At 69.1% G+C, this 20,879-nt stretch carries 23 protein-coding genes; 11 read left to right on the forward strand and 12 right to left on the reverse strand.

Going from position 1 to position 20,879, the window contains the following annotated elements; all coding sequences use genetic code 11:
- Positions 1-39 precede the first annotated feature (39 nt).
- Positions 40-651, forward strand: coding sequence for a TetR family transcriptional regulator (locus tag FHU39_RS19510; RefSeq protein ID WP_221185739.1), 612 nt, complete (start codon positions 40-42; stop codon positions 649-651).
- On the opposite strand, the gene FHU39_RS19515 is transcribed toward FHU39_RS19510, so the two are convergent.
- Together FHU39_RS19515 and FHU39_RS19520 are read right to left on the reverse strand one after the other, a co-directional pair.
- Positions 648-1,097, reverse strand: coding sequence for an SRPBCC family protein (locus FHU39_RS19515; RefSeq protein WP_183322408.1), 450 nt, complete (start codon positions 1,095-1,097; stop codon positions 648-650). The two genes, FHU39_RS19510 and FHU39_RS19515, sit on opposite strands and share 4 nt — an antisense overlap.
- Positions 1,094-2,011: a diacylglycerol kinase family protein gene (locus FHU39_RS19520; protein ID WP_183322409.1), complete on the reverse strand. Its 918-nt coding sequence runs from the start codon at positions 2,009-2,011 to the stop codon at positions 1,094-1,096. Before FHU39_RS19520 ends, FHU39_RS19515 begins: the two co-directional genes overlap by 4 nt.
- A 96-nt stretch (positions 2,012-2,107) precedes the next feature.
- Between FHU39_RS19520 and serS the strand changes: the two genes are divergently transcribed.
- Positions 2,108-3,418, forward strand: a complete 1,311-nt coding sequence (gene serS, locus FHU39_RS19525; protein ID WP_183322410.1) for a serine--tRNA ligase — start codon at positions 2,108-2,110, stop codon at positions 3,416-3,418.
- A gap of 7 nt (positions 3,419-3,425) precedes the next feature.
- Here serS and FHU39_RS19530 read toward each other — a convergent pair whose 3' ends face one another.
- Complete coding sequence (locus FHU39_RS19530) at positions 3,426-3,836, reverse strand: hypothetical protein (protein ID WP_183322411.1); 411 nt, start codon at positions 3,834-3,836, stop codon at positions 3,426-3,428.
- 175 nt (positions 3,837-4,011) lie between these two features.
- Between FHU39_RS19530 and FHU39_RS25085 the strand changes: the two genes are divergently transcribed.
- The 8 genes from FHU39_RS25085 to FHU39_RS19570 all read left to right on the forward strand — a co-directional run bounded on the left by FHU39_RS25085 (position 4,012) and on the right by FHU39_RS19570 (position 11,230).
- A complete protein-coding gene (locus FHU39_RS25085; RefSeq protein ID WP_183322412.1) occupies positions 4,012-5,289 on the forward strand; it encodes a histidine kinase in 1,278 nt (425 codons plus the stop codon).
- Between the two features lie 55 nt (positions 5,290-5,344).
- Positions 5,345-6,031, forward strand: coding sequence for a response regulator (locus FHU39_RS19540; RefSeq protein ID WP_183322413.1), 687 nt, complete (start codon positions 5,345-5,347; stop codon positions 6,029-6,031).
- Between the two features lie 129 nt (positions 6,032-6,160).
- Positions 6,161-6,598: a hypothetical protein gene (locus FHU39_RS19545; protein ID WP_183322414.1), complete on the forward strand. Its 438-nt coding sequence runs from the start codon at positions 6,161-6,163 to the stop codon at positions 6,596-6,598.
- 121 nt (positions 6,599-6,719) lie between these two features.
- Positions 6,720-7,613: an ABC transporter ATP-binding protein gene (locus FHU39_RS19550; protein ID WP_183322415.1), complete on the forward strand. Its 894-nt coding sequence runs from the start codon at positions 6,720-6,722 to the stop codon at positions 7,611-7,613.
- Positions 7,610-8,806: an ABC transporter permease gene (locus FHU39_RS19555; RefSeq protein ID WP_183322416.1), complete on the forward strand. Its 1,197-nt coding sequence runs from the start codon at positions 7,610-7,612 to the stop codon at positions 8,804-8,806. Before FHU39_RS19550 ends, FHU39_RS19555 begins: the two co-directional genes overlap by 4 nt.
- A gap of 142 nt (positions 8,807-8,948) precedes the next feature.
- A complete protein-coding gene (locus tag FHU39_RS19560) occupies positions 8,949-9,731 on the forward strand; it encodes an HAD hydrolase family protein (RefSeq protein WP_183322417.1) in 783 nt (260 codons plus the stop codon).
- Between the two features lies 1 nt (position 9,732).
- On the forward strand, positions 9,733-10,542 hold the full coding sequence (locus tag FHU39_RS19565; protein WP_183322418.1) for a TrmH family RNA methyltransferase: 810 nt from the start codon (positions 9,733-9,735) through the stop codon (positions 10,540-10,542).
- A 34-nt stretch (positions 10,543-10,576) separates the two neighbouring features.
- The gene (locus FHU39_RS19570; protein WP_183322419.1) at positions 10,577-11,230 is read left to right on the forward strand and encodes a VOC family protein; all 654 of its coding nucleotides are present in this window, start codon (positions 10,577-10,579) and stop codon (positions 11,228-11,230) included.
- Positions 11,231-11,273: 43 nt separating this feature from the next.
- Here the strand turns inward: FHU39_RS19570 and FHU39_RS19575 are convergent, their stop codons facing one another.
- From FHU39_RS19575 to FHU39_RS19610, 8 genes are all read right to left on the reverse strand, one after another.
- Positions 11,274-11,489, reverse strand: coding sequence for a heavy-metal-associated domain-containing protein (locus FHU39_RS19575; protein WP_183322420.1), 216 nt, complete (start codon positions 11,487-11,489; stop codon positions 11,274-11,276).
- A 42-nt stretch (positions 11,490-11,531) separates the two neighbouring features.
- The gene (locus FHU39_RS19580; protein WP_183322421.1) at positions 11,532-11,813 is read right to left on the reverse strand and encodes a metal-sensitive transcriptional regulator; all 282 of its coding nucleotides are present in this window, start codon (positions 11,811-11,813) and stop codon (positions 11,532-11,534) included.
- A 646-nt stretch (positions 11,814-12,459) separates the two neighbouring features.
- Positions 12,460-13,200 (reverse strand): guanyl-specific ribonuclease, encoded by a 741-nt coding sequence (locus tag FHU39_RS24420; RefSeq protein WP_281379813.1) that lies wholly within the window; start codon positions 13,198-13,200, stop codon positions 12,460-12,462.
- A 364-nt stretch (positions 13,201-13,564) separates the two neighbouring features.
- The gene (locus tag FHU39_RS19590; RefSeq protein ID WP_183322422.1) at positions 13,565-14,542 is read right to left on the reverse strand and encodes a hypothetical protein; all 978 of its coding nucleotides are present in this window, start codon (positions 14,540-14,542) and stop codon (positions 13,565-13,567) included.
- A 301-nt stretch (positions 14,543-14,843) separates the two neighbouring features.
- Positions 14,844-16,112, reverse strand: coding sequence for a hypothetical protein (locus FHU39_RS19595; protein ID WP_183322423.1), 1,269 nt, complete (start codon positions 16,110-16,112; stop codon positions 14,844-14,846).
- 449 nt (positions 16,113-16,561) lie between these two features.
- Positions 16,562-17,974 carry an adenylosuccinate lyase gene (gene purB, locus FHU39_RS19600; protein WP_183322424.1) on the reverse strand — a complete coding sequence of 471 codons (1,413 nt, stop codon included), beginning with the start codon at positions 17,972-17,974 and terminating at the stop codon, positions 16,562-16,564.
- Between the two features lie 81 nt (positions 17,975-18,055).
- Complete coding sequence (locus FHU39_RS19605) at positions 18,056-19,015, reverse strand: FAD-dependent monooxygenase (protein WP_183322425.1); 960 nt, start codon at positions 19,013-19,015, stop codon at positions 18,056-18,058.
- A 14-nt stretch (positions 19,016-19,029) separates the two neighbouring features.
- Positions 19,030-19,803 (reverse strand): VOC family protein, encoded by a 774-nt coding sequence (locus FHU39_RS19610; protein ID WP_183322426.1) that lies wholly within the window; start codon positions 19,801-19,803, stop codon positions 19,030-19,032.
- A gap of 161 nt (positions 19,804-19,964) precedes the next feature.
- Between FHU39_RS19610 and FHU39_RS19615 the strand changes: the two genes are divergently transcribed.
- On the forward strand, positions 19,965-20,342 hold the full coding sequence (locus tag FHU39_RS19615; protein ID WP_183322427.1) for a hypothetical protein: 378 nt from the start codon (positions 19,965-19,967) through the stop codon (positions 20,340-20,342).
- 6 nt (positions 20,343-20,348) lie between these two features.
- On the opposite strand, the gene FHU39_RS19620 is transcribed toward FHU39_RS19615, so the two are convergent.
- Positions 20,349-20,867 carry a low molecular weight protein-tyrosine-phosphatase gene (locus FHU39_RS19620; RefSeq protein ID WP_343066027.1) on the reverse strand — a complete coding sequence of 173 codons (519 nt, stop codon included), beginning with the start codon at positions 20,865-20,867 and terminating at the stop codon, positions 20,349-20,351.
- Between the last annotated feature and the right edge of the window lie 12 nt (positions 20,868-20,879).

The raw sequence follows: 20,879 nt of genomic DNA on the forward strand, positions 1-20,879 counted from the left end.
GACAGGTACCCGATCGGACAGATGTCTAGAATCGCGGTCGTGACCACTCCGACCGGCGGTGAAACGTTGCGCGACCGCGTGCTGCGTGCCGCTGCCGCGATGACCATCGCCGACGGCTGGTCCAAGGTCACGATGGCGCGTCTGGCCGACGAGGTGGGCGTGTCACGGCAGTCGGTCTACAACACGTTCGGCAACAAGCCGTCCCTGGCACGGGAGCTGGTGTTGGCCGAGCTGAACGTCTTCCTCACCCAGGTCACCGGGGCGTTCGACGCCAATCCGGACGACCCGGTGGCCGCGATCCACGACGCGTCCCTGGCGGTGCTCCGGCTCGGCCGGGAGAACCCACTGCTGCGCGGCGTGGTCGCGGGCTCGCGCGGCGCCGACTCCGAGCTGCTGCCGCTGCTGACCACCGACAGTTCGGAGCTACTCACGATCGCCAAGGACACCGTGATCGGCGGGCTGCGGCGTTTCGACCTGGCACTCGGCCCGGACGATCTGGAGACGGCCATCGACGTCGTGGTGCGGACCGTGCTCAGCCATGTCATCCACCCGTCCGGCACTCCCGAGGAGACCGCTGCCGGGATCGAGTGGGTGACCGGCAGGCTGCTGCACCCCGCACAGAGCCACCCGGGTCTGACAGCCCTGAACTAACCGGCGGCCGCCCGCTGCAGCCCGTGCATGCCGCGGCGGATCATCAGCGCGTGGTTGGCGATGAGCAACGGTCGGGCCGGAGCCGAGCACGCGACCCGGCCGAGCTGGCCGGACAACCGCAGGTCGACCTCCTGCGAGTACTCCAGCGCAGTCCCCTGCCCAGCCGCGTGTATGACGAACTCGGACCACCCGACCAGGTCACCAGTCAAACTGGCTCGCAGCACACCGGATTCACGGTCCGCGATCTCGGAGGTGAGCTCGATGCGCAGCGTGAACGGCAGGACGCTGCGGATCTCGGCGCGCCCGTGGGTGTCGTCATACGGGATGACGGACCGGATCTGCGGCCACCACGTCGGCCAGCGCTCGGCGTCGACGAGCACGTCGAAGACCGCGTCCCGGGGCGCGGCCAATTGGTGCCTGCTGGCGAAGCGGAAGTGTCGGTTCATCCGCGTGGCAGGCGCACGGTCAGGGCGCCGCGGTCGGCGCTGAACCGCACCGAGTGTGCAACGCCGATGACATCGCCGTCCACCTCGACGCGTTGCGGCGGGTCCACCCGGACGGTGATCTCGGCGCACTGGGCGCGCCGGAAGTGCACCGAGTCGGTGCGCGAGCGTGCCACGACCTTGCCGAGCACGGGCGCCCAGCGCAGCCCGCCGCCGCGGACGACGACCGCATCGAGCAGACCGTCGTCGACGACCGCGTCCGGCATGAGCCGCAGGCCACCCTGCAGGATGCCGCAGTTTCCCGCCAGCACCGCCGTCACCTCGCTCGCGAAGGCCGGTTGGTCGTCGAAGGCGATCTTGGCCGGGAAGAGTTCGTGGCGCAGTTGCCGCAGGCCGGCCACGAGGTATGCCGCCCAGCTCAGTCTGGATTTCAGCCGCTCGGTGGTGTCGGCCATGATGTCCGCGTCACGGCCGACGCCACCCATCACCAGGCCGATGTGCCCGGTGTCGAAGCTGCCGGCTCCGGTGGTGTCCACATCGATGCGGATCGCGTCGACGGGGGTGTCCTGCCCGGACAGACCGATGCGCAGCGCGTCGGCATACCGGCCCACGGGCAGCCCCAGTTGCCGGGCGAAGAGGTTCCCGGTGCCGCCGGCCAGGACCGCGAGCGGTGTGCCGGTGCCGAGCATCGGCGCGGCCACGCACCGCACGGTCCCGTCGCCGCCGAGCGCCACCATGAGGTCGACGGCGTGCGCGAGGGCGTCATACGCCTGGGTCGTGCCGGGCTCTGCCGCGGTGGTCTCGTACCACAGCGGGGGTGCCCAGCCATAGCCCCGGAACACCGCGGTGAGCTGGTCCCGCAGGGTGCGCAGGTTCTTGACCTTGGTGGGGTTGACCACGACCGCGGCCCGTTTCACCGGTGCCACCCTCCTCGCTACTGACAGGTCACTTCGACTCCGGGTGACGTTATCGGGTTGCACAAGGCTGCGGCACGCCGCGTAGCCTTGCCTGTCGTGATCGACATCAAGCTAGTGCGTGACAACCCCGACCTCGTGCGTGCGAGCCAGCGTGCCCGCGGCGCCGACGAGTCCCTGGTCGACCAGGTGCTCGCAGCCGACGAGAAGCGTCGCTCGTCCATCACCGAGTTCGAGAGCCTGCGTTCCCAGCAGAAGTCGGTCAGCAAGTCGGTCGGTGCCGCCATGGGCAAGCTGAACGCCGCCCGCAAGGCGGGGGCGGACGACGTCGACGTACTCGCCAAGGAGGCCGACGAGGCACGCGCCAGGGCCGCCGAACTCGCGGCCGAGGTGAAGCGGCGGGAGGCCGCCGCGGACCAGGAGGACAAGGAGTTCACCGCGCTGATCCGCGAGCTGGACAACATCGTCCTCGACGGTGTGCCGGCCGGTGGTGAGGACGACTTCGTCACCCTGGAGGTCGTCGGTGAGCCCCGGCAGTTCGATTTCGAGCCGTCGGACCACCTGGAGCTCGGCGAGAAGCTCGGCGCCATCGACATGGAGCGCGGCGCGAAGGTCAGCGGCTCGCGGTTCTACTTCCTGAAGGGCGCCGGTGCCCGGTTGTCCAATGCGCTGATGGCCTACGCCCAGAGCATCGCCGCCGAGGAGGGCTTCACCCCGCTGGTGGTTCCGACGCTGGTCAGCCCGGCGACGATGGGCGGCACCGGCTACCTGGACGCGCACGAGGACGTCTACCACCTGGAGTCGGCCGACCTCTACCTCACCGGCACCAGCGAGGTGGCGCTCGCCGGCTACCACACCGACGAGATCATCGACCTGAGCGGCGGCCCGCTGCGTTACACCGCCACCTCGACCTGTTACCGGCGCGAGGCGGGCTCCTACGGCAAGGACACCCGCGGCATCTTCCGGGTGCACCAGTTCACCAAGACCGAGATGTTCATCTACTGCGACCCGGCACAGGCCGTCGCGGAGCACGAGAACCTGCTGCGCATCGAGCGGCGCCTGCTGGACGGCCTGGAGCTGCCCTACCGCGTCATCGACGTGGCGGCGGGTGACCTCGGCGGCTCGGCGGCCCGCAAGTACGACTGCGAGGCGTGGGTGCCGACGCAGGGCAAGTACCGCGAGCTGACCTCGACCTCCAACTGCACGACCTATCAGGCGCGCCGGCTGAACATCCGCCAGCGCGGCGAGGGCGGCAAGACCGAGTTCGTCGCGACGCTGAACGGCACCATGCTCACCGACACCCGGCCGATCGTCGCGCTGCTGGAGAACCACCAGCAGGCCGACGGTTCCGTGCGGGTGCCGGCCGCGCTGCAGCCGTTCCTCGGCACGGACGTGATCTGGCCCGCGTGAGGTCGCGTCACCCCTGACGACCGAGGGGTATGTCGGGGCGGCCGCGGGTGGGCAGTGGTTTCGTCACGTCCCAGGTGAGCGCGTTGACGCCGGTCAGAACCCTCACCTGGCGCGCCCAGGAGTAGCGGATCCACGCGTATCGGAAGACGAGCAGCGCCACGAGAGCGAAGGCGAGGACGACGACCCCGCCGAGGAGCAGGTTGGACGCGGTCTTGGGCGGTTGTGGTCCGACGAGTGCGGTCTTCGCGATCGCGACGGCAGCGAGGAGCAGGATGAAACCGAAAATGGTCGCTCCGCACACGCCCAGCGGCGCCGCCCCGGACGCGCTGGCCTTGGCACGCGCACCGGCATACGGCTCACGCAGGTCCGGCGGCAACTGATCGTCCCAGGCGCCCCTGACCTTGTACCTGAAGCTCATCGCGCGACCGTCCGGGTGCTCATCCACACCGCATCATGGACCCACATCACTGCCCCCTGCACATCCGCTGAGTGGCCGCAGTGTCGCGGGTCATGCTGAACGCGGACTGAAAAGCCCCCGGCATCTCCGTCGTCCGACGGAGGCCAGGCCGCACACCACTGGATAACCTCACGGTGTGTCCGACTCGTGGCGTCATACGCTCACCATCGACGACAGCTGGACCCGTCCGCTGCCCGCCAGGTGGTGGCGCCTGGACGCCCCGGTGGCGCTGTTGTGGCTGGTGGTCGCCGCTGCGTGCACGGAGGCCTACCGGGCCGTCGGCGCGCTCGCGCAGGACCAGACGGATCTGCGGCTGCAATACCTGTATGTCGTCATCCCCTGCGCCGCGCTGGTGGTCCGGCGGCGCTTCCCGCTGAGCGCCACGGCGTTCGTGACCTGCGCCTGGGTCGTCACCGGACAACTCGACGGCCAGCTCACGACGACCCTCGGGATCCAGTTCGTCTACCTCTTCGCGATCTACTCCGGCACGGCGTGGAGCCGGCACCGGGTGATCGGCGGCTGGGTGGTCGGCGGGTGCCTGCTCGTCCTCGCCGGCTGGGTCGCCTACGCGCTGGCGATCAAGGGGTATGCCGGGCCGGGCGGCTCGCAGCTCGTCCCCGGGTGGCTGGGCGCCACCATCATCACGATCCTGACCAATGTCATCTACCTCGGCGGCGCGGTGCTGCTCGGCATCCTGGAATGGCGCAACCTGCGGCGGCGCACCGAGCTGGAGTTGCAGGCCAGGACCATCGACGAGCAGGCCGAGCAGCTGCGGCAGAAGGCCGTCGACGCCGAGCGGCTGCGCATCGCCCGGGAGTTGCACGACGTGGTCGCCCACCACGTGTCGGTGATCGGGGTGCAGGCCGGTGCAGCACGCCGGGTGCTCGCCAAACAGCCGGAGGCGGCGCGGGAGGCGCTCGCCGGCATCGAGGATTCCTCCCGGTCCGCCGTCACCGAGATGCGTTCTCTGCTGGGCACATTGCGTTCGGGTCCGGAGCCCGACCGCGCGCCGACTCCGGGGCTCGATGACCTGGGCCAACTCATCGACGACTACCGGACGAGCGGGCTCACCGTCGACTACGCGGTCGCGGACACCGAGCCGCCGCGCGCCGCGACGGCACCACCGAGTGTCGGGCTGGCCATCTACCGCACCGTGCAGGAGGCGCTGGCCAATGTGCAGCGGCACAGCACGGCGACACGCGCGTCGGTGGTGACCCGGTTCGGGGAGCGTGCGGATCGGGCGTATGCCGAGGTCGAGATCCTCGACGACGGGCACGCCCGAACCGGGACCGGCGGCACCGGCCTCGGACTGGTCGGCATGCGCGAGCGCGCCTCAGCGCTCGGCGGCGAGGTGGAGGTCGGGCCACGCCAGACCGCGGGCTACCGGGTCCGGGTGCGGCTGCCGTTCGGTTGAGCAACGGCCGGATAGGCTTGCAGCACGCACTGATTCGCCCCCGAGAGGTGCAGGTATGACGGACGACACGCCGCCCGCCCGGCCCACCCGGGTCGTCGTGGTCGACGACCAGCGACTCGTACGCAGCAGCTTCGCGATGATGTTGTCCGTCGAGGACGACATCGACGTGGTGGGCGACGCCGCCGACGGTGCCCAGGCCGTGGAGCTGGTACGACGCCTTCGGCCCGACCTGGTGCTGATGGACGTGCAGATGCCCGTGATGGACGGGATCGCCGCGACCGAGCAGATCGTCGCCGACGATCTGGCCAAGGTGGTGCTGCTCACGACCTTCGACCGGGACGACTACCTCTTCGACGGATTACGTGCGGGGGCAAGCGGATTCCTGCTGAAGAACACCGACCCCGAGGACCTGGTGGAGGCGATCCGGTCGGTCGCCCGGGGGCACGCGCTGCTCGCACCCGAGGTCACCCTGCGGGTGATCGAGCGGATGAGCGAGGCCGCTCCCGCCGCCGTGGACGGCGAGCGCGCGAGGGCGCTGGACCGCCTCACCCCGCGCGAGCGCGAGGTGCTGGAGTTGGTGGGCAGAGGGCTGGCGAACGCCGAGATCGCGCAACGTCTCTTCCTCGGTGAGGCGACCGTGAAGACCCACGTGTCCAGTTGCCTGTCGAAGCTGCACCTGCGAGATCGCGTGCAGGCGGTCGTGTTCGCCTACGAGACCGGGCTGCTGCGTCCGGGCGGATGAGCCGGCACGCGGACGGGCGGCGCAGCCCGCCGCTCGGATGACGGGGTCCGCGGAAACTCCGTCTCCCGCCGGATCCGCTGGGAACGGGGGCCGTCTACCGTCGAGGGCAGACGTGAAGGGAGCAGGCGCGTGAAGGTCTATCGGGAACACTCCAAGGTCATCACCGGCGTCGGGGTCGTCGTGGCGCTCGCCGGCGTGGTGGTTCTCGGCTTCGCACTCGCGGGGTCGGCAAGCATCTGGCAGGTCATCGTCGGAGCCGCACTGATCATGGTCGGGTCGCTCATCGCGTCGATGTACGGCGAGATCCGGATCGGCCAGAACCAGGTGGAACTCCGGTTGGTTCCGGTGCCCGGGCGCACCATCGACATCGCCGACATCCGCAAGGTTGAGTCCATCGACATCGCCCCACTGCGTTTCGGCGGCTGGGGCTGGCGCCGCACCGGCCGAGGGACGACTGCGCTGATCCTCAGCGGTGGCCCGGGCGCCCGTCTCCTGCTGGCCGACGGCTCGCAGTTCGTGGTCAGCGGTCGGGCGGGACGCGCGCTGCTTGCCGACCTGGGCCGCTGAGCATGCTCCGCCCGGTGGCGGAGCCTTGCCCCATCATCTCCGCCCTGCGCCGGATCCACCCGCGAGCCCCTCGACATACGGTCGACGTGAATGGACAAGAACTGACGAAAGTGATGGAGCCATGCTGCGATTGGACGGCTTGACCCGCCGGTTCGGCGACACGCTCGCGGTCGACGACGTCAGCTTCGAGGTGCCGGCCGGGCATCTCGTCGGTTTCGTCGGCGGCAACGGCGCCGGCAAGACCACCACCATGCGGATGATCATGGGCGTCCTCGCCCCGAGCGGTGGACACGTGCGGTGGGACGACCGGGAGATCACCGCCCGGGACCGGCGCGAGTTCGGCTACATGCCCGAGGAGCGCGGGCTCTACCCCAAGCAGCCGGTGCTCGACCAGTTGGTCTATCTCGCGCAACTGCACGGGGTTTCGCGCTCGGAGGCACGCGAGCGTGCGGGTGAGATGCTGGCCCGCTTCGACCTCGGGGAACGTGCCAAGGACAAGTTGGAGACGCTGTCGCTCGGCAACCAGCAGCGGGTCCAGATCATCGCCGCGGTGATCTCCCGGCCCAAGATGCTGGTGCTGGACGAGCCGTTCTCCGGGCTCGACCCCGCCGCGGTCGACGACATGGTCGGGCTGCTGCGGGAGTTCACCGTCGCAGGTGTGCCGGTGCTCTTCTCCTCACACCAACTGGACCTGGTCGAACGCCTCTGTGACCGCATCGTCATCCTCTCCCACGGCCGGCTGGTCGCGAACGGAGCCGCCGACGAACTGCGCCGCAGCGGCCCCGTCCGGCACCGCCTCGTCGCAGGCAGCGACGCCGGCTGGGTGCGCGACCTCGACTGGCTGCGGACCGTCGACGTCGCCGGCAACACCGCCATCGTGCAGTTGGCCGCCGCGTCGGACACCGACCGCCTGCTCGCCGAAGCCATGCGCCGCGGCCCGGTGCGGGAGTTGGCCGAACTGGTGCCGTCCGTCGCGGATATCTACCGCGAGGTCACCGCGGAGGTAGCCACATGAGCGCCGGAACCACCGACACCACAACACATTCGGTATGGCGCCTCGTCGCCGCACGCGAGGTCGCGGTCAAGCTGCGCGACCGCAACTTCCTGGTCTCCACCGCGCTGATGCTGGTGCTCGTGGTCGCCGCCATCGGCATACAGTTCGTGTTCGCCGGGCACACCGAGACCAAGAAGATCGCGGTGCAGGGATCGGCCGGTTCGTCGATCGTCGCGTCCGCGTCGGCCCTGGCGAAGTCGGCGGACGCCAAGCTGGACCTGCAGCCGGTGGCCGCCACCTCCGCCGCGGACGTCGAGAAGCATGTGACCGCAGGCAAGGCCGACGCGGGTCTGCTGCGCGCCGGCGACGGCTGGCGGCTGGTCGGCAAGTCCAGCCGCACCACGGAGCTGGCGACCTATCTCGGCCAGGCGGTGCAGCAGGACGCGGTCCGGCGCAACGCGGCAGCGGCCGGCACCACGCTGGCCGACCTGCAGCGCGGCGCCGACCTGTCCTACGACCTGCTGCAGCCCGGCGGTGACGACGAGGGGACGGCCAGAGCCGGCGGCGTCGTCTTCGGCATGCTGTTCTATCTGGCGGCGCTGCTGTTCGGGATGGCCATCGCGAACAGCGTCGTGGAGGAGAAGCAGAACCGCATCGTCGAGATCATCGCCTCGGCGATCCCGTTGCGACAGCTACTGATCGGCAAGATCGTCGGCAACACCGTGCTCGCACTGGCCCAGGTGGTGCTGCTGTCCCTCGTCGGTGTGGGCGGACTGCTCGTCACCGACAACGCCGATCTGCTCGACCAGCTGGCGCCCGGCATCGGGTGGTTCCTGCCGTTCTTCCTGGTCGGCTTCCTGGCACTTGCCGCGCTCTGGGCGGTGGTGGGTGCACTCGCCACCAGGTCCGAGGACGTGCAGTCCACGTCGGCGCCGATGACGGCGCTGGTGGCGATCGTCTTCTTCGGCGGCATCCTCGCGACAGGGACGGCGCAGACCGTGCTGTCGTTCGTGCCGATCTTCTCCACGATCGCCATGCCGGCCCGCATTCTGACCGGGGGCACCGCGTGGTGGGAGGCGGCGGCGTCGCTCGTGCTCGCGCTGGCCGGTGCCTACGCGATCCTGCGGCTCGCCGAGCGGATGTACCGCCGCGCGTTGCTGCAGACCTCGCACAAGATGAGCTTCCGCCAGGCGTTGCGCGCAGGGACCGAGTAGCACCCTTTCACCGACAGGCCCACCTATCACCGAGGCTCAGACACAGACAACCCGTGGGGCTCGTGGGGCGCGTATTTCTGGGCCTGTCGGGCGTTGGTGAGCCTCTCGGTGGCAGGGGCGCGTCTCGACATAGTCTGTTCACGTGCAGAAGAAACTGGTCGCTCTCGACATCGACGGCACTCTGCTCCACCACGACGGCCACCTCAGTGACGGGGTGAGGGATGCGGTCCGGGCCGTTGCCGACGCCGGCCATCACGTCGTGATCGCAACCGGCCGCAGCATTATCGGCGCCGTGCCGGTCATCGAACGCCTTTCATTGACAGGCGGATTCGCGGTGACATCGAACGGTGCGGTCACCGCGACACTGCACGGCGCCGACTGGGAGATCGTCGACAAGGTCACCTTCGACGCCACCCCGGTGCTCGCCCTGCTCAAGGACGCCTGGCCGGACGCGGTCGTCGGGGTCGAGGACCCGGGCGTCGGCACCAAGGTCAGCGCACAGTTCCCCGACGGCGAACTGGTCGGCCCGGTGGAGGTACTCGCGTGGGAGGACCTCGGCACGGTGCCGACCACCCGGCTCACCTTCCGCTCCCCGAGCGGCACCTCCGAGGACTTCGCGCGGCTGGTCGACCGGCTCGGGCTGCACGGGGTCAACTACGCGGTCGGCTACACGGCCTGGCTGGACGTCAACCCCGAAGGCGTCTCCAAGGCGTCCGCACTGGAACAGGTCCGACGCCAGTTGCACGTCGAGCCCGCCGACACGGTCGCCATCGGCGACCACACCAACGACCTGGAGATGCTGCACTGGGCGGCGCGTGGCGTCGCCATGGGCCAGGCGCCGGACGAGGTCAAGGTGGTCGCCGACGAGGTGACGCTCCCGGTCGAGGAGGACGGCGCTGCCGTCATACTCCGGCAGCTGGTGTGACGTGACCGAGCAGACGATCACCTCGGCGGCGAACCCGCGGTTGAAGACGCTCGTCGCCCTGCGCCGCCGCCGGCGCCGGGAGCAGGAGGGGCGCACCCTGCTGGAGGGGTATGACGAGCTCGCGCTCGCCCTCGCCGCCGGCGTGCGCCCGGTCGAGCTCTACACCTGCCCGGAGCTGATGGCCGACCCGCACGCGCAGGACGACGTCGTGCGGCGCTCGCGGGACGTGGGAGCCCAGGTCGTTCGGCTGGGGCGGGCGGCGTTCGAGAAGGTCGCCTACCGGGAGGGCGCGGACGGCTTCCTCGCCGTGGTCCCCTCGGTCGGCGCGACCCCACGCGAACTGGTGCTCCCGGCGGACCCGCTGGTGCTGATCGCCGAAGGCGTCGAGAAGCCAGGCAATCTCGGCGCCATGCTGCGCACTGCCGATGCCGCGGGCGTCGATGCGGTGGTGGCGGCCGACCCGGTGACCGACTGGGGCAACCCCAACGTGGTGCGCAGTTCCAAGGGCACGGTCTTCTCGGTGCCGGTGGCGACGGCGACCACCGCCGAGACGATCGGGTGGGCTCGCGAACGCGGCATCCGGGTCGTCGCAGCGACCCCTGCCGCGACCGAACTGCACACCGACGTCGACCTGACCGGCCCGGTGGCGATCGCGGTCGGCACGGAGAAGGAGGGGCTGACCGACGAAGCCCTCGGCGCGGCCGACGTGCGGGTGCGGATCCCCATGACTGGCAAGGCGAATTCACTGAACGTCGCGACCTCCGCCGCCATCATTCTTTACGAGGCGGTACGGCAGCGGCGGACCCGCTGAAAGCGGCCCCGACCCACAGTGGCACGATCGGTTCATGCGAGTTGATCATCTGGTTTTTGCCGCAGAACCCGACGGAATGGTCGCGACGGCGAAGCGACTCGGAGCGCTGCTGGGGGTTGAGCCGGTCGATGGCGGCCTGCACCCGAGATTCGGCACTCGCAACTCGATCATCCCGCTGATGGAGCACCGCTTCATCGAGGTCGTCGAGGTGCTGGACCACCCGGCGTCCGACAAGGCACCCTTCGGCCAGGCCGTGCGCGCACGCTCCGCGGCAGGCGGCGGCTGGCTCGGCTGGGTCGTCGAGGTCGAGGACATGTCGATCGCCGAGCGGCTGCTCGGCCGCAGCGCGGTCCCGGGTAACCGGCACCGTCCGGACGGCGTCGAGATCTGCTGGAAGCAGATCGGCATACGCGGTCTGATGGCCGACCCGCAGGTGCCGTTCTTCATCAAGTGGCCGGCAGGTCAGGAGCACCCGTCGACCGAGGGCCCGACGACCGCCGCGCTCGCCGGCATGCAGATCGCCGGCTCGCCGGACCGGGTGCGTGAATGGCTGGGCCTGGTCGGGGAGCCGGGTGTCGACCGGGACGAGTGGGAGCCGGCGATCGACTTCGATTTCGCCGCGCCGCACGGCACACCGGGTGTGATGTCGGTGAAGTTCAACTGCGCCGAGGGCCCGGTCAGCATCTGACGGCGTCCGGCCGGCGACGCGGTCGGCGCGGGAACGGTCGGCCTCAGCCGACGATCTCGTAGCCCGCTTCGTCGACGGCGGAGGCGACCGCGTCGGGGTCGAGCTCGCCGTCACTGGTGATGACGACCGGTGAGTCGCCGCCCTCGTGCAGGTCGATCTGCACCTCCTGCACGCCGTCGATCGTCTTCAGCTCCTCGGTCACCGCACTGACGCAGTGTCCGCAGGTCATTCCGCGCACCAGGATGTCGGTCATGGTCATGGGCTTCTCCTTTGTCGGTGTTGCGTGTTCGGGGCGACCGGGTCAGCTGCGCACCAGGCGGGCGATCGCGTCGGAGGCCTCCCGGACCTTCTGCTGCGCCGCCTCGTCGGACTCACGTGCCGCGTCGACCACGCAGTGCCCGACGTGGTCCTCGAGCAGGCCGAGGCTCACCGTCTGCAACGCCTTGGTCACCGCGCTGACCTGGGTGAGCACGTCGATGCAGTAGGTGTCCTCCTCGACCATCCGCTGTATGCCGCGGACCTGTCCCTCGATGCGCCGCAGCCGCTTGAGGTACTCGTCCTTGGTGCCGGTGTATCCCGCCATACCTGCCTCCAAACGCCGGGTGGATCGAGCGGGCCGGTCCCGCGCGCCGCTCACGCCATACCGACAGAATACCCCATGGGGGTATCACTGAGCGCTCTCGGGCAGTCTCGGCGCGTGCCGGAGCGTGCCGGGGCGTGCCGAAGTCGCCCCAGTGTGGAGGTATGTGCGGGTATGGCGTCCCCGGGCGCGCGTAGGTCGCCACTGGGGCGAGCTATGACCGGTGTCGGGGTGTGTGGTGTGCCGGAGTCGCCCCAGTGTGGAGGTATGTGCGGGTATGGCGCCCCCGGGCGCGCGTAGGTCGCCACTGGGGCGAGCTATGACCGGTGTCGGGGTGTGTGGTGTGCCGGAGTCGCCCCAGTGTGGAGGTATGTGCGGGTATGGCGCCCCCGGGCGCGCGTAGGTCGCCACTGGGGCGAGCTATGACCGGTGTCGGGGTGTGTGGTGTGCCGGAGTCGCCCCAGTGTGGAGGTATGCGCGGGTATGACGTCCCCGGGCGCGCGTAGGTCCCCACTGGGGCGAGCTATGACCGGTGTCGGGGTGTGTGGTGTGCCGGAGTCGCCCCAGTGTGGAGGTATGCGCGGGTATGGCGCCCCCGGGCGCGCGTAGGTCCCCACTGGGGCGACCTATGACCGGTGTCGGCGCCCGGTCAGTTCACCGACAGTTTGCAGAACGACGCGAAGTCGTCGGCGGTGTAGTACCAGATCGACGGGTCGGTGAGCGACGTGCCGCCGGTGACGATCCGGCGCGAACCCCTGGTCGAATCGCCTGGCGTCGGAACGGTGTAGAGGTGGTAGTAGTCGGACGACTCCGACGGCAGCAGGCCCTCGCGGTTCTGGAAGACGCTGCCGTCCTGGTCGTAGGGGAACGGGCCGTCGTCCTTGACCAGTTCCTCGGTGTCGGCGACCTCGTCGGGCACCGACGACGCATCGCAGTCGGCGATGCCGCCGGAACCGCCGCCGTTGATCCCGGTGATCTTGCAGAAGGACGAGTAGTGGTCGCCGGTGTAGTACCAGACCGGTGGACTGGTCAGTGGGGTGCCGCCGGTGATGATCCGGCGGGTGCCGCGGTTGGAGGCGCCGGGCGTGATGACGGTGTACTCGTGGTAGTAGCCCGACCCCTCGGAGGGCAGCAGACCCTCGCGGTTGTCGAAGACGACGCCGTCGTTCTTCGGGTAGGGGAACGGCCCGCCCGCCTCGATCAGGTCGGCGGTGTCGGTGGCCTGGGCGGGCAGGGACGACAGCGCGCAGTCCGGGATGCTGGACGCGGTGGCGACGAACGCGGTCCCGGTGGGGACGGCGTGCGCGGCGGGACTCGCAGCCAGTCCGGCCCCGGTGGCGAGGGAGGCGGCGGCGACGGCGAATCCGAAACGTGGGGTAAGAATTTTCATGGCACCGACCCTGCCAATGCGAAGGAATCCTGCAGGTGACCGAACGGTCAGGATTTCGTCAGGACTTCGGCAACCAGGGCGCAACCGGACAGTCGCGCGCTCCGTCACAATCGGTGAATCCACCGGCCGCCGTCCAGCGCACGAACCTCAGGAAGCCCGATGACCCCACTGAAGATCAGACTCCTCGCGTTACTGGTGGTCCTCGCCGGCTTCGCCGTCGTCGCGCTGGTCACGGCCATCGCGCAGTAGGCGACGACGGATCAGCCCTGCAGGGTCGCCCAGGTCTTCCTTGCTGATCCGCCGGCCGTGGGTGAGTTCCTTGAGCCGGGCGGCGAGTACTCCGCTCGCTGCGGGTGGCGCTCGCTCAGATCCGGTTGCCGACCCGTCTGACGATCGCACCCACGATGACCGGGTGGGGAGAGTTGCTGGTCGGTGACGCGGTCAGCTGGACGGTGCCGTTCCGCGGGTCCACGCGGGTGCCGACCTGGAACGAGTCGAACCGGATCCCACCCACGCGCAGGCTGGACCCGGCTTCGCGCGCGCCGCGGAGCCTGGTGGCGAAGTCCGCGGTGACCGATGCGGTGACCGTGGGGTTCAGTGCGACGCACAGGCCGGTGAGCATGTTCCGCAGCAGGCCGTTGGGGCCGAAGAACTGATCGGCGGTGATGCCGGGGTTGAACGGGCCGCCGGATCGCAGCGCGAGGAACGCACCGTCGTACCAACCGGCCGGGCGCACCGAGATCTGGCCCCATGCGTCGGCGTGGATGTCCACGGACTGTCCGGGGCCGGCGCTCAGGGGCGCCGGCCTGTCCGCTCCGTCCGGTGAGACGAGTCCGAAGCAGGTGGTGTCCGCCGGACCACCGGGCTCTCCCGCAGTCGGTAGCGTGACGTGAATCGTCCCGCCCGTCGAGGGGTCGCCACTGACGTCCGCCAGCCAGGCCTGTGGGAACTGCGAGATGTTCCACGCCGGCTGCCGCGGCTGCCCGGACTCGGCATACAGCACGGTCGTGTAATACGTGTCGTCGGAGAACTTCTCGAGAGCGTGCGTGATCGAACCATCGATCCGCAGACCGTTGAGGAACTGCTGGTAGCCGTCACTGAACCGGATCGTGGACGGGGTGAACGGTTGCGCAGCGGAGGCGGACTCGGGCATCCAGGAGCAGAAGTCGTACAACGCGCCCGAACTCGTGCCGTTGGTGTCCGTCGGCCAGTTCCACGAGGTGGCCGGGATCAGTAGTTGCATGGTCGATGTCACCGACGTGGCGGCGCTGTGGGTCGTGCGCGGGTTGAGCTTGAGCTCCACCGTGAGAACCTCGGCCAGCGCGGCCAACGCCGATGACATCCTGCACCGGACCTAGAGCTCGATCTCGGTGCCGCTGCTGGGTTCGCTGTTCGACCAGTGAACCGTCCTGCAATCGCCGGTCCGTGCCCTTACCTGGGCTTTAAACGCGGTCTCAAAGGCGTCGCTGTATTTCCTGCAGTACGCGTAATACCTCTCGCCGTCGCCACCATTGGCAACAAGCCAGGTTTTGTCATGACGACCCATCAGAATCTCCTCCTAGTAAATGTGGCATTTAAATGCAGGCGGAATCCCCCGACCCGGGAAATGCGATCCGGGTCCGGATTATTGTGTTCACCTGAGGTCAGGAAATCCCTGGCTGCGCCGTGATGATTCCCATCAGGAACGGGTAGGTCGCCGTCGACTTTCCCTTGAAGCTGGTCGTGGAGTCGGCCCTTTCGATGGTGTTGGACTCGTGTCCGCCGCTACCACCGAAACGGAACGGCCCGATCCGAATACCGGCTGACGCCTCGTACTTCTGATAGTGCTGGGTGTATGTGTTCGCGCTCATGGTGATCTCGTAGGACGGCTGATAACCGGCCACCAGCCCGACCACCTGCAGCGGGAGCAGACCGCCCTCGCCGAAGATCGGGGAGGAGCCGCCGGTGCTGGTCCACGGGCTGTAGAAGCTGCCGCCGCCGGCCAGCGTCTTGAGGTATCCGCCGTTGTACCAGGCACCGGGGGCCGTCAGGACCTTCGTCGCGGTCAGGCTGATCGTGGCCGAGACCGACGCGTCGGACTCGTCCAGATCCCACTTCTCCCAGGAACCATCGGCGTCGACACCCCAGAAGAAGGCGTCGTAACTGGCATTCCCGCCGGCCCAGGACTTGCTGAAGTCGTAGCTGCCCTGGCCCTGGCCGACCTTGATGGTGACCTGATTGCCGCCGCCCTGCGAGAGCAGGTTGACCCAGTCCTGCCCACTGCTGGTGCTCATCGAGAAGGCCGGCGCGGGTACCAGGGTGCCGTCGCCCTGGTTGACGGCGGTCCAACCGGCCGTGATCGGAGTGACATTCGCCGGTTGCGTGGCAGCAGCGAGTGCCTGGGTCAGCTCAGGGCTCTGCTGTCCGAAGGCCTGGGCGTAGTTGCGTTGCGCGACGGCCGTGGCCTTGGTGTCTTCGGCCAGGGTGCCCGTCCAGCCACTCTGCAGTGCCCAGTCGGCGAACACCAGCGCGGGTGCGTCAGGAGGATTGCTGGACTTCGCCTGGGCCCAGGCCTGATTCCGCGCGGTCAGGTCGTTCTGGTACTGGTTCTGCGCCGCGACCAACAGGTTGTGCGCATTGGTGACCGCTTGCTGCTGGTCGGGCGGAATGGTCGGGTTCACGTGTTGCAACGTCTGCTGGTAGCAGTTCAGCAGGGTGGCACCCGATGGGTCGAACTGACCGACGGCGGACCACTGCGGCACCGAGTTGAGCAGGCTCAACGCGGGCGCGGCGATCTGGCCGCTCGGCGCGGTGGGCCACCACCAGTCCAGATAGGGGTAGATCAGCTGGAAGTTCTCCTTCTCGCCGCCCAGCACGCTCGACAGGATCTGCTGGTAGGTCTGACCGAACAATTGGTCATCGACTGAAGCCATGGCTTTACCTCTTTCACGCAGCGTTCATCGCAATTGCGCGATGGCAGAATTAACAATTGACGACATGCGGAATTCGTGATGCACGATCCGTGGTCGCCTTCTACTGGATTAGTGCGCGCTTGTGAGCAGCACAAAACACAGCAGGTGAGAAATGCTGCAGCAGCGATCGACAGAGGAACACCGTGTCCAATGAATTGGGTCGTGTCGATCGTTGCTGTGAGTCAGCCGTCCATGTCCCGAATTCGTCATTTCGGGTATTTGAAATGCTAGAACCGTCGCCCGAAAATCCGGAGCGGCTTGACTGTAATTAGGTCAAAAACTTACTAGTTCTTGACTTTCAATCTGCGTGTCGTCGCGCAATTTTCATTAGTAAATTCATCGACCGTTCAAGTAAGCTGCGATCAAGAATGCGCGAACCCGGGCCGAGGTGGCCGGCCGCCCGGCGGAAGTCAGCCCTGCAGGAACTTCACCAGTTGCGGCGCGAGCCCGACATACGTGGCGGGGGTGAGCTCCAGGAAACGTGCCTCGACGGTGTTGGGCAGCCCGAGACCGCGGACGAACTCGCGCAGGTCTTCCTCGCTGATCCGCCGGCCGCGGGTGAGTTCCTTGAGCCGCTCGTACGGCTGCTCCATGCCCGGCACGCCACGTGCGCCGAGGGCCCGCATCGCCGACTGGATCGGCTCGCCGAGCACCTCCCAGTTGGCGTTGAGGTCGGCGGCCATCTTCTCCGGGGCCGCGTCGAGCCCGGCCAGGCCGCGGGAGACGTTGTCGATCGCCAGCAGTGAGTGCCCGTATGCCGTGCCGATGTTGCGCTGCATCGAGGAGTCGGTGAGGTCACGCTGCAACCGCGAGGTGACCAGCGTGCGGCACAGCACGTCGAAGATGCCGTTGGACAGCTCCAGGTTGGCCTCGGCGTTCTCGAAGCGGATCGGGTTGACCTTGTGCGGCATGGTGCTGGAGCCGACGGTGCCCTGCCCGCGCGACTGCGCGAAGTAGCCCATCGAGATGTAGGTCCACACGTCGGTGGCCAGGTTGTGCAGGATCGCGTTGAACCGCGAGATGTCGCTGTAGATCTCGGACTGCCAGTCGTGGCTCTCGATCTGGGTGGTGAGCGGGTTCCACTCCAGCCCCAGGCCTTCCACGAACAGCTGGGACACCTCGATCCAGTCGGTCGTGGGTACGGCGGCGACGTGTGCGCCATACGTGCCGGTCGCGCCGTTGATCTTGCCGAGGTACTCGGCGCGCTCGATCCGGCGCAGCTGACGGCGCAGCCGGTGCGCGAGGACCGCGAGTTCCTTGCCCATGGTCGTCGGCGTGGCCGGCTGCCCGTGGGTGTGTGCCAGCAGCGGCACGTCGGCGAGTTCGCGTGCCATCGCTGCGATCTGGTCGACCAGGGCCGAGGCGCGTGGCAGCCAGATCTTGCGCGTCGCGCCCTGCACCATCAGCGCGTAGGACAGGTTGTTGATGTCCTCGCTGGTGCAGCCGAAGTGGACCAGCTCGGAGAGCCCGGCCGCGTCGTCGGTGCCGACGATCTGCGGCAGCCGCCGCTTCAGGTAGTACTCGACCGCCTTGACGTCGTGCACGGTCTCGCGCTCGATGTCCGCCAGCTCGGCGATGTCGGCGACGTCGAACTGCTGCGGTATGTCGCGCAACTGCTTGATCTCGTCGTCGGTCAGCCGGCGCACGCCGGGCACCGCGCCCTGCCGGGTGAGGTGGATCAGCCACTCGACCTCGACGTGCACCCGCTGCCGGTTGAGCGCGGCCTCGGACAGGAAGTCGACGAGCGGTGCGACGGCGGCCCGGTAACGCCCGTCCAGGGCGCCGAGCGCGATCGGCGGGTGAGCTTCAGCAAGCGAACGCATGATCCACAGTGTCCCAGAGCAGTGGACGGCCGCGTTCCGGGCGTCCGCCCTGCGAGTCAGGGGGAAGCGCCCACGCGGCGTTCAGGGTATGGCGAGCGCGATGCGCATGAGGGCGGCCGACCCGACCCGCGCCACCTGGGTCGCCGGGATCCGCCTGGCCTGCCAACGACGCAGGTCGCCGCCGGTGTTGAGGGTGCCGGCGAGCGTTGCCGCGTCGACGACGGCGCTGCAGGCGCCGCGGCCCAGGTTCGGGAGCATGGCGTGTGCGGCGTCCCCGACGACGATGTACCGGCCGCGGGCGTAGCTCCGCAGCGGCGGCGCGACCCACAGTGAGGTCGCGAGCGTGTCCGGGCCGGCACCGTCCAGCATCCGCCGGATCGCCGGTGCCGCGTCCGCGAAACGGTCGCGGGCCTCGGCCAGCACCACCGCCAGGTCGAGCGGTTCGCTCAGCTCGCTGCGATGGCTGGTGAACCAGTAGGTCCGGCCACCACCGATCGGCACCAGCCCGGCGAGCAGGCCACGGCCCCAATACTCACCCGCATCGCCGGGAGGCACTGTGCCGGAGCGGATTCCGCGCAGCGCGAGGTACGGCGTGGCGACGCGCGCCGCCGCATGCGGCACGACCAGCCCACGGACCTGGCTGCGGACCCCGTCCGCACCGATCACCAAGTCGGCATCCAGCGACGCCGGATCGGTGACCTCCTCGCTCACGCGGTGCACGCTCGTCGGCACCGCCGCATCCAGCGCGGCGAGCAGCGTCGGCCGGTCCACCATCACCGGCCCGGCGCCCCGGGCGGTCACCACCCGGCGGCCGTCGATCCGGTGCAGCGCCCCCTCGGCCGGCTGCGCGCCGCCGTCCGGGAGTGCCCCGATGCGGCGCAGCACCCGGCGCGCCGGCCCCCACAGGCCCAGCGCACTGCCGGTGGTCGCGCGTTCGGGCTGCGCCTCGTGGACGCTCACCTCGAACCGCTGCCGGTCGAGCAGCGTCGCCAGGGTCAGCCCGGCGATGCCGCCGCCGACGATCGCGATCCGGGTCGTCATACCGCCTGGGACACTCAGTCGGCGGTGTCGTCGATCGCGATGACCGTGAAGATCTCCCCGTGCTGCCCCTGCAACAGCGCCTCCGGGCCGAAGGGCGTGTCGTTGGTCAGCAGGATCGAGGCACCCAGCTCCTGGGCGATCTGCGCCGAGGAGTCCCGGTCGGCGACCGCGAAGTGCACCAGCCACGACGGCGGCGCATCGTCCGGAAGGGCATTCGCCTGGTGTATGCCGCACACCGTCTCCCCGGTCGGCAGCTTCGCGATGGCGTAGGAGTCGCCGCGAGCGTCGTACACATAGCCGAAAACGTTGCTGTAGAACGTTTTCGCGCCCTCCAGGTCGCGGGTCATCAGGTCGTTCCAGGCGACCCCGCCGGGCTCGTTGACCAGCCCGAAACCGAGCAGTTCCGCACCCTGCCACAGCCCGAAGAACGCTCCGGTCGGGTCCGCGCAGTAGGCCGCCCGGCCTGCGTTGCGCACGTCCAGCGGCTCGGTCAGCACCTGGCCACCGGCGGCGCGGACGGCTGCGCAGGTGGCGTCGATGTCGTCGGTCGCGAAGTAGGTGGTCCAGAACGGCGGTGCGTCTCCGGTGTACTTGTGCTCCAGTCCCGCGACCGGCAGGGCGTCCTTGCGGCACACCAGGTAGTCGATGTCGGCGTCGCGCCGGACGTCCCAGCCGAAGAGCTTCTCGTAGAAGTCCTGTGCGTGGTGCATGCCGCGGTGGGCCGGCTCGAAGGCGCAGTCGACCCAGCAGGGTGTGCCGGCAGGCCACGACGTGGTGTGAGTGCTCATGGGACGTGAGCCTATGCGCAGGCGGCCCCGTCGGTCTCAGCCACCGAGCGGGAACGTCAGGAAATCACCAAGGTTTGGCCAACCCGGTCCCGAACCGTGCGGGACCGCCTTACCGTGAGCGGATAACCACGAGGGTGGGAGGTGTGGGGATGAGGGATCCCATGCAATCAGTGAACTTCCGGGTGTCGCGGGACGCGGCCGGCCGGATGCTCGGCGACGCCGCAGGACTGCGCACGCTGCTGTCGTTCGTCGAGACCCAGCAGCGGGCGAGGGGCATGGACATCGCGACGCGCATCCATCTGGACATCGCCGAGGCGATCGTCGATGCCCACATCGAGGAACTCACCGAGCCCGGGCTGTCGCGGGCGGCCGCGGAAGCATTGCGCACCGACCCCCGCTGCCGGGTCGTCGTCGCTGCACTGCACTACGTGGCCACCCGTGACTGCCCGCCATACGTGGTCGGGGCCAGGGAGCCGGACGACCTGGAGATGCTGCGCTGGGCGACCGGCCTGGCGCAGGCCGCCTGCCCGGTCGGCTGAGCCGCGTTACCGCAGCTCGCGCTGCAGTTCGGCGACCAGGCCGCGGCAGGCGAGCTCGATCTCGTGACGGCAGCGGTCGAAGTCACTGGCGTTGCCGAAGTAGGGGTCGTCCAGCTCCAGCTCCCCGGCGGCCATCGCGTCCGGGTCGAACTCCCGCACCAGCCGCGTCTCGGCGTCGCCGTCGCGGCCCTCGGCGAGTTGCAGCAGGTCGCGCAGATGGCCACGGTCGGCAGCCAGGATGAGGTCGTGGTCCTCCAGGTATGACGCCTCGAACTGCCGCGCGACGTGGGCGCTTCCGTCATACCCACCGCGTTTGAGGGCGGCGAGCGTGCGGGGATCCGCGCCCTGACCGACGTGCCAGTCGCCGATGCCCGCCGAGTCGACCGCGACCTCGCCGCCGAGGTCGGCATCGTCGAGCATCGACCGCAGGATGACCTCGCCCATCGGCGATCGGCAGATGTTGCCCGAACACACGAAACAGACGCGGTACGGCGAAGGGTGCCCCTGGGCGGAAGTAGCCGTCACCCGATCGACCCT

Origin of the sequence: Flexivirga oryzae (genome assembly GCF_014190805.1) — a bacterium.
GTDB lineage: Bacteria > Actinomycetota > Actinomycetes > Actinomycetales > Dermatophilaceae > Flexivirga > Flexivirga oryzae.

Coding starts and splice junctions, on each gene's coding strand:
- FHU39_RS19515 (WP_183322408.1), bottom strand. CDS start 1,097: ATGAACCGACACTTCCGCTTCGCCAGCAGGCACCAATTGGCCGCGCCC.
- FHU39_RS19530 (WP_183322411.1), bottom strand. CDS start 3,836: ATGAGCTTCAGGTACAAGGTCAGGGGCGCCTGGGACGATCAGTTGCCG.
- FHU39_RS19540 (WP_183322413.1), top strand. CDS start 5,345: ATGACGGACGACACGCCGCCCGCCCGGCCCACCCGGGTCGTCGTGGTC.
- FHU39_RS19550 (WP_183322415.1), top strand. CDS start 6,720: ATGCTGCGATTGGACGGCTTGACCCGCCGGTTCGGCGACACGCTCGCG.
- FHU39_RS19555 (WP_183322416.1), top strand. CDS start 7,610: ATGAGCGCCGGAACCACCGACACCACAACACATTCGGTATGGCGCCTC.
- FHU39_RS19570 (WP_183322419.1), top strand. CDS start 10,577: ATGCGAGTTGATCATCTGGTTTTTGCCGCAGAACCCGACGGAATGGTC.
- FHU39_RS19575 (WP_183322420.1), bottom strand. CDS start 11,489: ATGACCATGACCGACATCCTGGTGCGCGGAATGACCTGCGGACACTGC.
- FHU39_RS19580 (WP_183322421.1), bottom strand. CDS start 11,813: ATGGCGGGATACACCGGCACCAAGGACGAGTACCTCAAGCGGCTGCGG.
- FHU39_RS24420 (WP_281379813.1), bottom strand. CDS start 13,200: ATGAAAATTCTTACCCCACGTTTCGGATTCGCCGTCGCCGCCGCCTCC.
- FHU39_RS19590 (WP_183322422.1), bottom strand. CDS start 14,542: ATGTCATCGGCGTTGGCCGCGCTGGCCGAGGTTCTCACGGTGGAGCTC.
- FHU39_RS19595 (WP_183322423.1), bottom strand. CDS start 16,112: ATGGCTTCAGTCGATGACCAATTGTTCGGTCAGACCTACCAGCAGATC.
- purB (WP_183322424.1), bottom strand. CDS start 17,974: ATGCGTTCGCTTGCTGAAGCTCACCCGCCGATCGCGCTCGGCGCCCTG.
- FHU39_RS19605 (WP_183322425.1), bottom strand. CDS start 19,015: ATGACGACCCGGATCGCGATCGTCGGCGGCGGCATCGCCGGGCTGACC.
- FHU39_RS19610 (WP_183322426.1), bottom strand. CDS start 19,803: ATGAGCACTCACACCACGTCGTGGCCTGCCGGCACACCCTGCTGGGTC.
- FHU39_RS19615 (WP_183322427.1), top strand. CDS start 19,965: ATGCAATCAGTGAACTTCCGGGTGTCGCGGGACGCGGCCGGCCGGATG.